The sequence below is a fragment of the Kitasatospora sp. NPDC007106 genome, from assembly GCF_040634455.1.
In the GTDB taxonomy this organism is placed as follows: domain Bacteria; phylum Actinomycetota; class Actinomycetes; order Streptomycetales; family Streptomycetaceae; genus Kitasatospora; species Kitasatospora arboriphila.
In genome coordinates this window covers 1-14,002 of sequence record NZ_JBEYFP010000113.1, presented here as the reverse complement: position 1 = coordinate 14,002, position 14,002 = coordinate 1, and the positions used below count along the sequence as shown (strand labels likewise).

Below are 14,002 nucleotides of genomic sequence, written 5' to 3'. Positions count from 1 at the left end.
GACCTCGGCCTGGGTGCGCTGCGCGAGCATCGCCAGACCGCCCAGCAGCCGCATCCGCTGCTGCTCCAGCGGCAGCGTCGGATACCCGGTCTTGGTCACGTTGTAGCCGTCGACGACCAGGTGCACCTGAGGGATCGCCAGCAGCTGGTCGAGCAGTGCGGGGTCGTCCTCCGCCAGACCGCGGCGCGCCACGTCGTGCGGGTTGGCCGAGCCCGGCTCGACCGCCTCCACCAGGTCGGCCGGGCGCAGCTGCGCCACCGGCAGCGCCAGCTCGCGCTGCAGGCCCTGCGCCGACTGCAGCACCGTGTCGAGCAGCAGCCGCAGCCGCATGTCCTCCACGCTGCGGCCCTCGCGCGCCGACCGCCGGCCGGCCTCCGCGGCCGTCTCCAGCTCGGTGATCCGGTGCCGCAGCCGCCGGGCCTCGCCGTCCGCCGCACTGCGCTCGGCGGCCGCGGCGGCCCGCGCCGCCTCCAGCTCGGTCGCCAGCTTGCGGGCCTCGGCCTGCGCCCGCCGGGTGTCGCTCTCCAGGCTCCGGACGCGCTTGCGCAGCGACTCCGCCTCCCGGCGCACGCCCTCCGACTCGGCGCGGTGCCGGTCCAGGTCCGCGCGGGCGGCGGCGCGCACCTCCGTCAGTTCGGCCTGCAGCTTCTCCACCACCCGGGCGGCCTCGGCGGCGGCGCCCTCGGCGTCCGCCCGCTCGACCTCGTCGCCCGCCTCGACCACCAGCCGGCTCCAGCCGGCCGGGCGCAGCAGGTAGGCGGCGGCGGCCACGTCCATCGGGTCGGCGGCGGCCGGCACCGCGCCGGACTCCAGCGCCTTCACCAGGTCGGGCTGGCCGAGCCGCAGCCGATCGGCTATCCGGACGCGGAAGACCGGCTCCGCGTCCAGCGCCGCGGCCAGCGCGGTCGCCGCGTACTTGGCGCGCCGGGCCGGGGTGAACTTGGCGTACGGGCGCAGACCCGCGGGCAGTTCGCCGGGCGGGATGGCGCCGAGCGCGTCGGCGGCGATGCCCACGACCCGGCGGCGGACCCCTTCGGGCAGCGGCCGGTCCAACTGCTCGGACGGTGCGTCCCCGGCCGCGGGCTCCTGCCCGGCCCCGGCGGCGTCCGGCAGCTCCGCGTCCGCAGCGGGCTGCTGCCCCTGCGGCTCGGCCGGCCCGCTCGCTGCGTCCACCACGTCCTCGGCTCCGATTCTGGTCCCCGGGCCCGCGCGGCCGGTGGCCGCTGCCCTCGAAATGCACCGCTCTGTGCAATTGTCCCGTCTACCGTGCCCAGCCGGGCACCGCGCCACACACCCCGGCGGCGCCAGGGGCTCCACCGGGGTGTGTCGGAAGCGCGAGGCTCAGGCCTTCGGCTCGTCCTCGGCCGGCTGCTCGTCGGCACCGGCGCCGGGGCGGGCCACCAGCTCCACCTGGTCGACCGCGTTGCACCAGCGGCAGCGGACCGACTCCAGGGTCTCGCTGAGCACCTCGGTCTCCTCCACCTTGGACTCGCCGCCGAGGTCGAAGTGGAGGTACTCCACCACCCGGGCCGAGCGCGTCACGTCGAAGCGGGTGAGGTTCCCGCAGAGCGTGCAGCGCCAGCGGGTCTCGGCGGTGGGGGCGGCGATGGTCATCGGAGGTCCTCTCGGATGGTCCGGGTCCGGTCCTCCAAGCCTATTGCGTGCGGCTCTTCCGGCGGTCACCGGTCCTGAAGGGCGGACAGGTCACCCGCTTGCTGCACCCGCGGTGTCACCGCGGGTGCACCGAGGAATGCTCGCTGTCATGGCCGTCCCCGCCCCCGTCCCCGCCCCCGTGCGCGCAGCGGCGGGCCGGGACGCCGCCGCGCCGGCGCGCACGCCGGTCGTCACCTACGCGCTGATCGCGCTGAGCGCCCTCGTCCTGCTGGCCGGCCCGAGCTTCGGCCTCAATCCGCGGTACGGCACCGGCAACGCCCGCGTCTGCGCGGAGCAGCGCTTCGAGCAGCACTGGGGGGCCGTCCCCGCGGAGCTGCTCGCCAACCGGCCCCTGGACGCCGGCCGGCTGGCGACGCTGCCCCCGGCGGTGCCCGGCTGCACCGTCCCTCCCACCCCGCACAAGATCCCCTTCCTGTCGGTGCTCAGCTCGCTGTTCGTCCACGCGGGCTGGCTGCACCTGGTGGGCAACCTGCTCTTCCTCTACGTCTTCGGCCCGGACGTGGAGGAGCGCCTCGGACGGCTGCGCTTCCTCCTCTTCTATCTGGGCATCGGCTACCTGGCGACGTACGGCTGGGCACTGGCGGAGTCGGACTCCACGGAGTCGGTGCGGGCACTGGTCGGCGCCTCGGGGGCGATCGCCGGGGTGCTCGGCGGGTACCTGCGGTGCTATCCGCGGGCCCGGGTCACCGCGTTGGTGCCGGTGCTGTTCTTCCTGCCGCTGCGGTTCCCGGCCTGGCTGGTGCTCGGCCTGTGGTTCGCCCTGCAGTGGTGGCCGGTGGGCCCCGCGGTGCCGGGCGTGGCCTACCTGGTGCACGTGATCGGCTTCAGCGCGGGGTGGCTGCTCGCGCGCCCGGTGCGGCCCCGGACAGGGCAGACGCGCCGCCTGACGGCGGATACGCTGGGCGGAACCCCACACACAGGAGCCGAAGAGTGATCACCGCGATCGTCCTCATCAAGACCAGCGTCGACCGGATCCCCGAGATCGCCGAGGCGATCGCCGCGATCGAGGGCGTCAGCGAGGTCTACTCGGTGACCGGCAGCTACGACCTGGTGGCGATGGTCCGCGTCCGGCAGCACGAGGACCTCGCCGAGGTGATCCCCGGTCAGGTCAACAAGGTCCCGGGCGTCGAGCACACCGAGACCCAGATCGCCTTCCGCACCTACTCCCAGCACGACCTGGAAGCCGCCTTCGCCCTCGGCCTCGACGAGTAGGTAGGAGGGGCAGCACCCCCAGGGGCGCGTGCGCGGTTCCCCGCGCCCCTGAGTGCGTACCCCGAACGTCTCAGGCGGCCCGGTCGGTATCCGCGACGCAGCGGCCGCCCTCGTTGCGGTAGGACCAGCGGGCGCCGTCGGTGACCAGCTCGCGGACGGCGGCCAGGAAGCGGTCCACGTGCTCCTCCGGGGTGCCCGCGCCGAAGCTGACCCGGATCGCGTTGAGGCTCCGCTCCCCCGGCAGCGACGGCTCCGGCGCGCCGCACGCGGACGGCGCCGCCTCCTCCCCGCCGAGCAGCGTCCGCACCAGCGGGTGCGCGCAGAACAGGCCGTCGCGGACGCCGATGCCGTACTCGGCGGAGAGCGCCGCCGAGAAGTGCGAGCTGTTCCAGCCGCGGACGACGAAGGAGAGCACGCCCACCCGGGCGGACCGCTCGCCGAACAGGTTGAGCACCTTGACCTCGGGGATCCCGGCCAGCCCGGCGGTGAGCCGCTCGACGAGCGCCTGCTCGCGGGCCTCCAGGGCGTCGAACCCGGCCTCGGTGAGCGCCCGGCAGGCGGAGGCGATGGCGTAGGCGCCGATCACGTTGGGCGAGCCGGCCTCGTGGCGGGCCGGGCCGGTGTGCCACTCGACGGCCACCGAGCCGTCGGCCTCCCGGGCGACGGTGCGGCTGGCGCCGCCGCCCGCCAGGTAGGGCTCGGCGGCGTCGAGCCAGTCGCTGCGGCCGGCGAGCACCCCGGCGCCGAACGGCGCGTAGAGCTTGTGGCCGGAGAACGCGACCCAGTCGACGTCGAGTTCACGGACCGACAGGCGGTGGTGCGGGGCGAGCTGGGCGGCGTCCAGCACCACCCGGGCGCCGTGCCGGTGGGCGGTCTCGGTGAGTTCGGCGATCGGCCACAGTTCGCCGGTGACGTTGGAGGCGCCGGTGACGCACAGCAGGCGCGGGCCGTCCGGGGAACCGGCGGCGAGGGCGGCGTCCAGGGCGGCGACGGCCTCGGCGTGCGAGCGCGGGGCGCGCAGGTACTCGACCGTCAGACCGGCATGGCGCCAGGGCAGCAGGGAGGCATGGTGCTCGGTCTCGAAGGCGAACACCCGGGTGCCGGCGGGGAGGGCCCCGGCGAGCAGGTTGAGCGAGTCGGTGGTGGCGCGGGTGAACACCACCTGGTCGCCCGCGCGCAGGTCGAGGAAGTCGGCGACGGTGCGGCGGCTCTGCTCGAACAGGTCGGTGGAGAGCTGCGAGAGGTAGCCGGCGCCGCGGTGGACGCTGCCGTAGTAGGGGGCGTAGGCGGCGACGTCGTCCCAGACCCGCTGCAGGGCGGGGGCGCTGGCGGCGTAGTCGAGTGCGGCGTAGCCGACCTTCTCACCGGTGGCGAGCGGCACCTGGACGTCGTGGCCGAGGACGGCGAGCGGGGCGCAGAGGTCGGTGGAAAGCGACATGAGGATGCACTCCTTCACGGGGTGGGGACCCCGGGGAGCCATCGCCGGAAGTCCGCGCTTGCCACGCGGACGGTTCGCCGCACGGCCCGGTCCTCACCCAGGGCACCCCGCCACGGACGGAGGGTTGCCGGACAGCAAGCTGGGGCTTGACGCTGCCACTCATGACCTGCGCAGGACTCTAGGTGACCGCTGTGCGACGGGTCAAGCACGGCGGGGCGTGCGGGGGACCGGCCTCGGCCGGATGCCCCCGCGCGCCCCGTGCGGCTCGCCGGCGGCTCGCTACTTGTTCGTCGCCTCGGCCCAGCGCTTGAGCGTCGCCTCCGCCGCGCCCGAGTCGATGGCCGCGGCCGCCCGCTCGATCCCGGCGGCGAGCTGCTCGGCGAGCGGCGCGTCGGTGAGGTCGAGCACCGCCAGCGCGGCGGCCGTGTTGAGCAGGACGGCGTCCCGCACCGGGCCGCGCTCACCGGCGAACAGCCGCCGTGCGACGGCCGCGTTGTGCTCGGCGTCGGCCCCGCGGAGGGCTTCGATCCCGGCCAGTTCGATCCCGACGTCCCGCGGGTCGAAGTCCGCCTCGGTGACGGTGCCGTCCTTGACGATCCACACGTGCGAGGTGGTGCAGACGGTCAGTTCGTCCAGGCCGTCGTCGCCGCGGAAGACCAGTGCGGTGGCGCCGCGCCGGGCGAAGACGCCGGCGATCAGTCCGGCGAGCCGGGTGTCGAAGCAGCCGACGGCGTGCGAGGTGACCCGGGCCGGGTTGGTCAGCGGGCCGAGGATGTTGAAGGCGGTGGGCACGCCGAGCCCGGCCCGCGCGGTCGCCGCGTGCCGCATCGCGGGGTGGAACTTCGCCGCGAAGCAGAAGGTCAGGCCGACCTCCTCGGCCACCTCGGCGACCCGCCGGGCGCCGAGGTCGAGGCTGATGCCGAGCTTCTGCAGCACGTCGGAGGAGCCGGACGCGGAGGAGGAGGCCCGGTTGCCGTGCTTGACGACCTTGGCGCCGGCCGCGGCCGCGACGATCGCCGACATGGTGGAGATGTTGACGGTCTTCGCGCGGTCGCCGCCGGTGCCGACGATGTCCACGGCCGGGCCGGGGATGTGCAGCGGCTCGGCGTGCGCGTACATCGCGTCGACCAGGCCGGCGATCTCCTCGACCGTCTCGCCCTTGGCGCGCAGCGCGACCATGAAGCCGGCGACCTGCACGGGCGAGGCCTCGCCGCTCATGATCTGGTCCATCGCCCAGGCGGTGTCCGCCTCCGCGAGGTCCTCGCCGCGCAACAGTGCCGTCAGGACGTCGGGCCAGGTGCGGACCACCTGCACGGGGTCCTTGCCGCCGTTCGCAGGGTTCACGTTCACCATGGCCGACTCCAGCTCTCATCGGTAGTGCGCCGATACAAGGGACGGAGTCAGCCTAGCGAGCGGCGGCGGGCGGCCGTGCCGATCCCGCCGCCCCTTCTCTCCTGATGAGACGGGTGGTGCCGGAGGCCCGGTCAGCGGTGGGCGGGCGTCCGCTTGGCGATCCGGGCGCGGAGCAGGGTGGCGGCGGCCTCGGCGAGGGCGACCGGGTCGACCGGCTGCGCGATGGCGGCGTCGGCGCGGCTCCAGGCGGCGAGCCAGGAGTCCTGCGGCCGGCCGATCAGGACGAGCACCGGCGGGCAGCCGTAGATCTCGTCCTTGAGCTGGCGGGTGAGGCCGAGGCCGCCGGCGGGGACGGCCTCGCCGTCCAGCACGCAGAGGTCCACGCCGCCGCGCTCCAGGGCGCGGAGCACCGCCGGGGTGGTGGCGCACTCCAGGTACTCGACGGCGGGCAGGTCCGCGGCGGGCCGGCGGCCCAGGGCCAGGGTGACCTGCTCGCGGGTGTTGCGGTCGTCGCTGTAGACGAGAACGGTGAGCGTCTCGTCGGTCGTGTGCGCCATGGGCCCTGCTCCCGGGTGCTCGTCCTCTTAATATGTGCCGCTCCGAACGGCCCAGTGTGACCCGGACCACGTTCACCTCCGGATGCTACTCCGGCGGGGCCCTCCCGGTGAGTCCCTGACGCGATCTCCCTCAAGCCGCCGCGCCCGAATCTCACCCGCGCGGGGTACTCCGCCTCACCCACCCCGAACAACCGTCAGAAAACGGACACCCGGGCGGAGCAGCGCCGGACGTCCGCGCAGGCCAACGCCAGGGGGGCATACCGCACGCACCGGACACTCCGAGGAGCACCCCCCGGCGTGAAGACGGAATAAGGGACCGACATAATGTCCGTCGTGGCGACAGCAACAGCAACAGAAACCGGACACGCGCACGGAGCGGTCAACAGGCCGAACCTTGTCAGCGTCGGAACCATCGTCTGGCTGAGCTCCGAGCTGATGTTCTTCGCGGCCCTGTTCGCGATGTACTTCACGCTCCGCTCGGTCATGGGATCGGAGTTCTGGACGGAGAAGGCGGACGCCCTCAACGTGCCGTTCTCCTCGGTGAACACCACGATCCTGGTGCTCTCCTCCCTCACCTGCCAGCTCGGCGTGTTCGCCGCCGAGCGCGGTGACGTGAAGAAGCTCCGCTCGTGGTTCACGATCACCTTCGTGATGGGCGCGATCTTCATCGGCGGCCAGATCTTCGAGTACACCGAGCTGGTCAAGGTGGACGGCCTGTCGCTGTCCTCCGACCCGTACGGCACGGTGTTCTACCTGACCACCGGCTTCCACGGCCTGCACGTGACGGGTGGTCTGATCGCCTTCCTGCTGGTCCTGGGGCGGACGTACGCCGCCAGGCGGTTCACGCACGAGCAGGCCACCGCCGCGATCGTGGTGTCGTACTACTGGCACTTCGTCGACGTCGTGTGGATCGGCCTGTTCGCGACCATCTACCTGATCAAGTAAAGGCTGATCAGGTCGCTGGCCGCCGGCCGGAGAGCACCCGCCCCGCGCGGGAGCCCCGCCGACCAGTCCGCCCCGACCCGGGTACCGGCCCCGAGCAGACCGGTCCCACGGGCGCAGCCACCCAGCCGACCAGATCCTGACACCGGGGTTAATCCGTGAAAAAGCTCTCCGCACGACGGCGCCACCCACTGGCGGCGCTGGTCGTCCTACTTCTCGCCCTGGCGGCCACCGGGGGGCTGTACGCCGCGTTCGCGCCCGCCGAGAAGGCGCAGGCCGACACCTCCGCGCAGTCGCTCGCGATCGAAGAGGGCAAGAAGCTCTTCGCCGTGGGCTGCTCCTCCTGCCACGGCCTCGACGGCCAGGGCAGCTCCGACGGCCCGAGCCTGGTGGGCGTGGGCTCCGCCGCGGTCGACTTCCAGGTCGGCACCGGCCGTATGCCGGCCCAGCAGAGCGGCGCCCAGGTGCCCTCCAAGAAGGTCGTCTACTCCCAGGCGCAGATCGACCAGCTGGCCGCCTACGTGGCCTCGCTCGGCCCCGGCCCGGTCGCTCCGACCAAGGAGCAGTACACCTCCACCGACCCGAACGACGTGGCCAAGGGCGGCGAGCTCTTCCGGACCAACTGCGCCCAGTGCCACAACTTCGCGGGCAAGGGTGGCGCCCTGACGAAGGGCAAGTACGCCCCGACGCTGGAGAACACCTCCCCGAAGCACATCTACGAGGCCATGCAGACCGGCCCGCAGAACATGCCGTCGTTCCCCGACACCACCATGCCGGAGGAGCAGAAGAAGCAGATCGTGGCCTGGGTCAGCCACACCAACGACGAGCCCAACCCCGGCGGCCTGTCCCTGGGCAGCCTCGGTCCGGTGACCGAGGGCCTGTTCGGCTGGATCTTCGCCCTCGGTGCGCTCATCGTGACCGCGATCTGGGTCGCCGCCCACACCACCAAGGCCAAGAAGTCATGAGCCACGAGATGTCTGACGAGAAGCTGCCGGAGTCGCACGGCTCCGAAGGGCACGAGGCCGCCGTTCACGGCGACCCGTTCGCCGACCCCGGTCTGCCGGCCCACGAGCCGCGCCGGACCGACATCGACGAGCGCGCCGCCAAGCGCGCGGAGCGGCAGGTCTCCCTGCTGTTCATCGTCTCGATGCTCGCCACCGTGGGCTTCATCGCCTCGTACGTGGCCATCGACATCGACAAGATCGTCTACATCTTCCCGCTGGGCCACGTCAGCGCGCTGAACTTCGCGCTCGGCATGACCCTCGGTGTGGCGCTCTTCTGCATCGGCGCGGGCGCCGTCCACTGGGCGCGCACCCTGATGTCGGACCACGAGATCCCGGCCGACCGTCACCCGATCGAGGCCGACGACGAGCTGCGTGCCGACGTCATGGAGCAGTTCAGGACGGGCGCCGCGGAGTCCGGCTTCGGCCGCCGCAAGATGCTCCGCAACACCCTGATCGGCTCGATGGCCCTGGTGCCGCTCTCCGGTGTGGTGCTGCTGCGCGACCTGGGCCCGCTGCCCGAGGACAAGCTGGCGCACACCGGCTGGGAGCTGGCCACCCCGGCCAAGCCCCTCAAGCTGATCAACATGAACACCAACGAGCCGATGAAGCCCGAGGACATCGTCACCGGCTCGCTGACCTTCGCCAAGCCCGAGGGCCTGGAGGAGGACCAGGAGATCTTCCAGGAGCAGATCGCCAAGGACGCCCTGATGATCATCCGGATCGCTCCGGAGGACCTGAAGGACCAGAAGTCCGCGGACCTCGGCTTCGAGGGCATCCTCGCCTACTCGAAGATCTGCACCCACGTCGGCTGCCCGATCAGCCTCTACGAGCAGCAGACCCACCACGCGCTCTGCCCCTGCCACCAGTCGACCTTCGACCTGGCGGACGGCGCGCGCGTCATCTTCGGCCCGGCCGGCCACCCGCTGCCGCAGCTGAAGATCACCACTGACGAGAAGGGTTTCCTGGTCGCCACCGGCGACTTCCAGGAGCCCGTCGGCCCGAGCTACTGGGAGCGGCCGTGAGCACCGCGAACAGCGCCAACTCCGGCGCATCCAAGCCGGCCAGCACCCGTGCCAAGCCTGCGAACAAGTTCGAGGCGGCCGCTGACTGGACGGACGGACGGCTGGGTATCTACACCCTCGCCAAGTCCAACCTGCGCAAGATCTTCCCGGACCACTGGTCCTTCATGCTGGGCGAGATCTGCCTCTACACCTTCATCATCATCATCCTGACCGGCGTCTACCTGACGCTGTTCTTCAAGCCGAGCATGGCCGAGGTCGTCTACCACGGCAGCTACGCCCCGCTCAACGGCATCCGGATGTCCGAGGCGTACGCCTCGACCATGAACATCAGCTTCGAGGTGCGCGGCGGTCTGCTGATCCGCCAGATCCACCACTGGGCGGCGATCGTCTTCGTCGCCGCGATGCTGGTGCACATGATGCGCGTCTTCTTCACCGGCGCGTTCCGCAAGCCGCGCGAGATCAACTGGCTCTTCGGCGCCGGTCTGCTCTTCCTCGGCATGTTCGACGGCTTCATGGGCTACTCGCTCCCGGACGACCTGCTGTCCGGTACCGGTATCCGCTTCATGGAGGGCGCGATCCTGGCGGTGCCGCTGGTCGGCACGTACCTGCAGTTCTTCCTGTACGGCGGTCAGTTCCCCGGCACCGACATCGTGCCGCGGTTCTTCACCATCCACGTGCTGCTGATCCCGGGCATCATGCTGGGCCTGCTGGTGGCCCACCTGATCCTGGTCTTCTACCACAAGCACACCCAGTTCGCGGGCCCCGGCCGCACCGAGAAGAACGTCGTCGGCATGCCGCTGATGCCGGTCTACATGGCCAAGGCCGGTGGCTTCTTCTTCCTGGTGTTCGGCGTCATCGCGGCCGCCTCGGCGATCGCGACCGTCAACCCGATCTGGGCGTACGGCCCGTACCGTCCCGACCAGGTGTCCACCGACGCCCAGCCGGACTGGTACATGGGCTTCTCCGAGGGCCTGATCCGCGTCATGCCGGGCTGGGAGATCCGCGCCTGGGGCCACACCCTGAACCTGGGCGTGTTCATCCCGCTGATGGTCTTCCCGCTGGTCCTGATGGCCATCTGGGTCTACCCGTTCATCGAGGCCTGGGTCACCGGCGACAAGCGCGAGCACCACATCGCCGACCGCCCGCGCAACGCCCCGGTCCGCACCGGCTTCGGCGCGGCCTGGATCAGCCTGTACGTGCTGCTGCTCATCGGCGGCGGCAACGACCTGCTGGCGACGCACCTGCACCTCTCGATCAACACCATCACCTACGCGGTGCGTGTCGGCTTCTTCGTCGTCCCGGTGCTGACCTTCTTCATCACCAAGCGGTGGTGCCTGGGTCTGCAGCGCCGCGACAAGGACAAGGTGCTGCACGGCCGCGAGAGCGGCATCATCAAGCGCCTGCCGCACGGTGAGTTCGTCGAGATCCACGAGCAGCTGCCGCAGGACAAGCTGTACAAGCTCACCGCGCACGAGCAGCCGCAGCCGCTGGAGCTGCCGGCCGAGGTCGACGAGAACGGTGTGGCCCGCAAGGCCGGCCCGATCGCGAAGACCCGCGCCAAGCTCTCCGAGGCCTTCTACGGCGAGGGCGGCCAGATCGCCAAGCCGACCGCCGAGGAGCACCACGAGATCACCAGCGGCCACGGCCACCACTGATCCCGTAGAGATCGCCACAGCCCGAGGGCCCCTGCCGAACCCGGCAGGGGCCCTCGGCCTTTCCGCACCCGGGCCGTACCGGGGCCGGCCCTCCGGGGCCTGTCACAATGGGCCCGTGCAGCTGACCATCGATCACACCGCCGCCACTCCCCCGTACGAGCAGGTGCGGAGCCAGATCGCGGAGCGCGCCCGCAGCGGCGAGCTGCCCGTGGGCCTGAAGCTCCCCACCGTCCGGGCGCTGGCCGAGGAGCTGGGGCTGGCGGCGAACACCGTCGCCCGCGCCTACCGCGAGCTGGAGGCCGACGGGGTGGTGGAGACCCACGGCCGGCGCGGCACCACGATCGCCGCCACCGGGGACAGCGCCCACCGGCTGGCCGCCGCCGCGGCCGCCGAGTTCGCGGAGCGGGTGCACCGCCTGGGCCTCGGCCGCGACGAGGCCCTGGCGGCCGCTCACACGGCCCTGCAGGCGGTCTACCGCGGCTGAGGGCCCCGGGGGCCCGGGGAGGGTGGTCAGGGCTGGGGCTGCATGTCCCCGGAGGCCTGGACGGCCGTGTCGGCGCTGCCCGCGGTGGAGACCCGGGCACCCGTCGCCGAGTGCTTCACGTAGTCCGTCCAGCTGATGTTCCAGTCGCCGTAGCCGTTGCCGAACGGCTCCATCTCGTGGCCGAGGCTGTTGACGACCTGGACGATGTCGCCGACCCGGGTGTTGTCGAAGAACCACTTGGCGTTCTCCGTGCTCATCCCGGTGCAGCCGTGGCTGACGTTGGCCTTGCCCTGGGAGCCGACCGACCAGGGGGCGGCGTGCACGTACTCGCCGCTCCAGGTCACCCGGGTGGCCCATTCCACCTGCAGGTCGTAGGAGTCGGCGCTGCCAGCGGCGATGCCGATGGTCTCGCCGCTCATCCGGACGCTGGCCTCCTGGCCGAGGACCACCTTGATGCCGTTGCGGGTGTCGAAGCCCGGCTTGCCGGTGGTGACCGGGATCGTGCGGACCACCTCGCCGTTGCGGCGGTACGTCAGCTCGTGGGTGGCGGCGTCCACGACGGCCTCCACGCGGTCCCCGGTGCGGAAGGAGAGGCTGCTCGGCTCGCCGCCGTACAGGCCGTCGGATATCGCGGCGCCGGTGAGGTCGAAGGAGAGCTTCACCGTGGCGTTGGCCGGCCAGTACTGCTCGGGGCGGAAGTGCAGGTTGCTGTCGTCCACCCAGTACCAGGCGCCGGTCACGGCGGGCTGGGAGGTGACGGTGAGGCCCTGTTCGACCTCGCGGCGGGCCGCCGGGTCCTTGACCGGGGCGGAGAGCTTCACCGTGAGCGGCTGGCCGACGCCGTAGACGCCGCTACCGGAGGAGTCCGGGCCGAGCTGGGCGGTGAGCAGCTTCTGCGCGGCGAGCGTGCTGAACGCCGTGGTGGTCTCGCCGCGGCCGCCCTTGCCGTCGTCGGCGGCTATTCGGGCGGTGTAGGCGGTGCCCGCCCGCAGCCGCCCGGTGGTGTGCCAGCTGCGCCCGTCGTCGGCCAGCTCACCGGCCACCAGCCGGCCGTCCGGGCCCGAGACGGTGACGTCCGTGAGGGTGCTGCCCGGTTGGGCGGTCACCGTGAAGGGCTTGGCGGGGTCCACCCGCTCCCCGGCCGAGGTCCGCACCAGCGGTGCGGCGTCGACGGTGCGGGTGACCGGTCCGACGGACCGGTCCTGGCTTCCGGACGAGCAGGCCGCGATCGGGGCCAGCAGGATGAGGGCCGTTATGCCGGCCTTGCCGTGTGCGAGTCTCCGACAACCGTTCACCGGTGCCTCCGAGGTCTCCCGACGATGTACCAGAGCCTAGGAACGGCGGGGAGCCGTCAGCACCCCGGGAGGCGGCTCCGTTGGACCGGGCGGGTGAGGCGGCGACGGAGCGTGAGGGCGGGCACGGCGAAGGGCCGGGCTCCCCCGAGGGGTGCCCGGCCCTTGGCCTGACGTGCCGGAACCTACTGGTTCTGGTCCTCGCCGCGGTAGAACTCGAAGACCCAGCCGTAGAGGCCGATCAGGATGATCGGCAGCGACCACCAGAGCAGCCACCAGCCGAAGATCACACCGAGGAAGGCCAGCGCGCCGCCGATGGCGAGCGCGAGCGGCTGCCAGCTGTGCGGGGCGAAGAAGCCCACCTCGCCGGCGTCGTCCGCGACCTCGGCCTCGGGGTTGTCACCCGCGCCGCTGTCCACCCGGCGGGCGGTGAAGGCGAGGTAGTACCCGATGAAGGCGCAGAGGCCGAACGCCAGGAACAGCGCGGTGGTACCGGCCGGCTCCTTGGACCACAGGCCGTACACGATGGCCATGATCAGGATGAAGACGGCGAAGCCGCCGAAGATCTTGCCCTGCTCCTTCATCAGGCGTCGCCCTCCTTCTTCTTGTCCAGCTGCGGACGGTCGTACTGCGCCGGGGTCACGCCCGCGAAGTGCTTCGCCGGCTCACCGTGGTTCTCCAGGTAGTCCAGCGCGGCGATCTCGGGGTGGTGCAGGTCGAACGCCGGGGATTCCGAGCGGATCCGCGGCAGGGTGAGGAAGTTGTGCCGCGGCGGCGGGCAGGAGGTCGCCCACTCCAGCGAGCGGCCGTAGCCCCACGGGTCGTCCACCTCGAGCTTCTCGCCGTACTTGGCCGTCTTCCAGACGTTGTAGAGGAACGGCAGGATCGACAGGCCGAGCAGGAACGAGCCGACGGTCGAGACGCTGTTCAGCGTGGTGAAGCCGTCGGAGGCCAGGTAGTCGGCGTAGCGGCGGGGCATGCCCTCCGCGCCGAGCCAGTGCTGGACGAGGAAGGTGGTGTGGAAGCCGATGAACAGCGTCCAGAAGGTGATCTTGCCGAGACGCTCGTCGAGCATCTTGCCGGTCATCTTCGGCCACCAGAAGTGGAAGCCCGCGAACATCGCGAAGACGACGGTGCCGAAGACCACGTAGTGGAAGTGGGCGACGACGAAGTACGAGTCCGAGACGTGGAAGTCGATCGGCGGGGAGGCGAGCAGAACGCCCGTCAGACCACCGAAGAGGAAGGTGACCAGGAAGCCGATCGTCCACAGCATCGGGGTCTCGAAGCTGAGCGAGCCCTTCCACATGGTGCCGACCCAGTTGAAGAACTTCACACCGGTCGGCACCGCGATCAGGAAGGTCATGAAGGA

15 protein-coding genes and 1 riboswitch are annotated in these 14,002 nt (G+C 71.7%); of the genes, 7 read left to right on the top strand and 8 right to left on the bottom strand.

Going from position 1 to position 14,002, the window contains the following annotated elements; all coding sequences use genetic code 11:
- Together ABZ641_RS13200 and ABZ641_RS13195 are read right to left on the bottom strand one after the other, a co-directional pair.
- Positions 1-1,113, bottom strand: a 1,113-nt coding sequence (locus ABZ641_RS13200; RefSeq protein ID WP_359981451.1) for an RNA-binding protein, incomplete at its 3' end; no start/stop codon positions are given.
- Positions 1,114-1,341: 228 nt separating this feature from the next.
- The gene (locus tag ABZ641_RS13195; protein WP_344626714.1) at positions 1,342-1,614 is read right to left on the bottom strand and encodes a hypothetical protein; all 273 of its coding nucleotides are present in this window, start codon (positions 1,612-1,614) and stop codon (positions 1,342-1,344) included.
- Positions 1,615-1,762: 148 nt separating this feature from the next.
- Between ABZ641_RS13195 and ABZ641_RS13190 the strand changes: the two genes are divergently transcribed.
- Together ABZ641_RS13190 and ABZ641_RS13185 are read left to right on the top strand one after the other, a co-directional pair.
- The gene (locus ABZ641_RS13190; RefSeq protein ID WP_344626713.1) at positions 1,763-2,608 is read left to right on the top strand and encodes a rhomboid family intramembrane serine protease; all 846 of its coding nucleotides are present in this window, start codon (positions 1,763-1,765) and stop codon (positions 2,606-2,608) included.
- Positions 2,605-2,886, top strand: a complete 282-nt coding sequence (locus ABZ641_RS13185; protein ID WP_030262969.1) for an Lrp/AsnC ligand binding domain-containing protein — start codon at positions 2,605-2,607, stop codon at positions 2,884-2,886. Before ABZ641_RS13190 ends, ABZ641_RS13185 begins: the two co-directional genes overlap by 4 nt.
- 70 nt (positions 2,887-2,956) lie before the next feature.
- Here the strand turns inward: ABZ641_RS13185 and ABZ641_RS13180 are convergent, their stop codons facing one another.
- The 3 genes from ABZ641_RS13180 to ABZ641_RS13170 all read right to left on the bottom strand — a co-directional run bounded on the left by ABZ641_RS13180 (position 2,957) and on the right by ABZ641_RS13170 (position 6,234).
- A complete protein-coding gene (locus ABZ641_RS13180) occupies positions 2,957-4,324 on the bottom strand; it encodes an aminotransferase class V-fold PLP-dependent enzyme (RefSeq protein WP_359981446.1) in 1,368 nt (455 codons plus the stop codon).
- Between the two features lie 49 nt (positions 4,325-4,373).
- Positions 4,374-4,491: riboswitch (SAM riboswitch) on the bottom strand.
- A 112-nt stretch (positions 4,492-4,603) separates the two neighbouring features.
- On the bottom strand, positions 4,604-5,677 hold the full coding sequence (trpD, locus tag ABZ641_RS13175) for an anthranilate phosphoribosyltransferase (protein WP_344626711.1): 1,074 nt from the start codon (positions 5,675-5,677) through the stop codon (positions 4,604-4,606).
- A gap of 131 nt (positions 5,678-5,808) precedes the next feature.
- Complete coding sequence (locus ABZ641_RS13170) at positions 5,809-6,234, bottom strand: hypothetical protein (RefSeq protein ID WP_263105755.1); 426 nt, start codon at positions 6,232-6,234, stop codon at positions 5,809-5,811.
- A gap of 324 nt (positions 6,235-6,558) precedes the next feature.
- On the opposite strand from ABZ641_RS13170, the gene ABZ641_RS13165 reads away from it, so the two are divergent.
- From ABZ641_RS13165 to ABZ641_RS13145, 5 genes are all read left to right on the top strand, one after another.
- A complete protein-coding gene (locus ABZ641_RS13165) occupies positions 6,559-7,179 on the top strand; it encodes a heme-copper oxidase subunit III (protein WP_030262982.1) in 621 nt (206 codons plus the stop codon).
- Between the two features lie 155 nt (positions 7,180-7,334).
- Positions 7,335-8,141: a c-type cytochrome gene (locus ABZ641_RS13160; RefSeq protein WP_344626709.1), complete on the top strand. Its 807-nt coding sequence runs from the start codon at positions 7,335-7,337 to the stop codon at positions 8,139-8,141.
- Positions 8,142-8,149: 8 nt separating this feature from the next.
- Positions 8,150-9,202 (top strand): Rieske 2Fe-2S domain-containing protein, encoded by a 1,053-nt coding sequence (locus tag ABZ641_RS13155; RefSeq protein WP_344626708.1) that lies wholly within the window; start codon positions 8,150-8,152, stop codon positions 9,200-9,202.
- A complete protein-coding gene (locus ABZ641_RS13150; RefSeq protein ID WP_344626707.1) occupies positions 9,199-10,857 on the top strand; it encodes a cytochrome bc complex cytochrome b subunit in 1,659 nt (552 codons plus the stop codon). The genes ABZ641_RS13155 and ABZ641_RS13150 overlap by 4 nt, the downstream gene beginning before the upstream one ends.
- A 115-nt stretch (positions 10,858-10,972) precedes the next feature.
- Complete coding sequence (locus tag ABZ641_RS13145; RefSeq protein ID WP_344626706.1) at positions 10,973-11,341, top strand: GntR family transcriptional regulator; 369 nt, start codon at positions 10,973-10,975, stop codon at positions 11,339-11,341.
- Positions 11,342-11,367: 26 nt separating this feature from the next.
- On the opposite strand, the gene ABZ641_RS13140 is transcribed toward ABZ641_RS13145, so the two are convergent.
- The 3 genes from ABZ641_RS13140 to ABZ641_RS13130 form a co-directional block, all read right to left on the bottom strand.
- Positions 11,368-12,636, bottom strand: coding sequence for an Ig-like domain-containing protein (locus ABZ641_RS13140; protein ID WP_344626705.1), 1,269 nt, complete (start codon positions 12,634-12,636; stop codon positions 11,368-11,370).
- A gap of 182 nt (positions 12,637-12,818) precedes the next feature.
- On the bottom strand, positions 12,819-13,217 hold the full coding sequence (locus ABZ641_RS13135; protein ID WP_344626704.1) for a cytochrome c oxidase subunit 4: 399 nt from the start codon (positions 13,215-13,217) through the stop codon (positions 12,819-12,821).
- A partial coding sequence (locus ABZ641_RS13130) for a cbb3-type cytochrome c oxidase subunit I (protein WP_359981439.1) occupies positions 13,217-14,002 on the bottom strand: 786 nt, incomplete at its 5' end. The genes ABZ641_RS13135 and ABZ641_RS13130, both read right to left, overlap by 1 nt.

What these genes read in the sequence shown, in the direction of transcription:
- ABZ641_RS13135 (WP_344626704.1), bottom strand. Translation starts at nt 13,217, where the DNA reads ATGAAGGAGCAGGGCAAGATCTTCGGCGGCTTCGCCGTCTTCATCCTG.
- ABZ641_RS13180 (WP_359981446.1), bottom strand. Translation starts at nt 4,324, where the DNA reads ATGTCGCTTTCCACCGACCTCTGCGCCCCGCTCGCCGTCCTCGGCCAC.
- ABZ641_RS13190 (WP_344626713.1), top strand. Translation starts at nt 1,763, where the DNA reads ATGGCCGTCCCCGCCCCCGTCCCCGCCCCCGTGCGCGCAGCGGCGGGC.
- trpD (WP_344626711.1), bottom strand. Translation starts at nt 5,677, where the DNA reads ATGGTGAACGTGAACCCTGCGAACGGCGGCAAGGACCCCGTGCAGGTG.
- ABZ641_RS13155 (WP_344626708.1), top strand. Translation starts at nt 8,150, where the DNA reads ATGTCTGACGAGAAGCTGCCGGAGTCGCACGGCTCCGAAGGGCACGAG.
- ABZ641_RS13170 (WP_263105755.1), bottom strand. Translation starts at nt 6,234, where the DNA reads ATGGCGCACACGACCGACGAGACGCTCACCGTTCTCGTCTACAGCGAC.
- ABZ641_RS13165 (WP_030262982.1), top strand. Translation starts at nt 6,559, where the DNA reads ATGTCCGTCGTGGCGACAGCAACAGCAACAGAAACCGGACACGCGCAC.
- ABZ641_RS13195 (WP_344626714.1), bottom strand. Translation starts at nt 1,614, where the DNA reads ATGACCATCGCCGCCCCCACCGCCGAGACCCGCTGGCGCTGCACGCTC.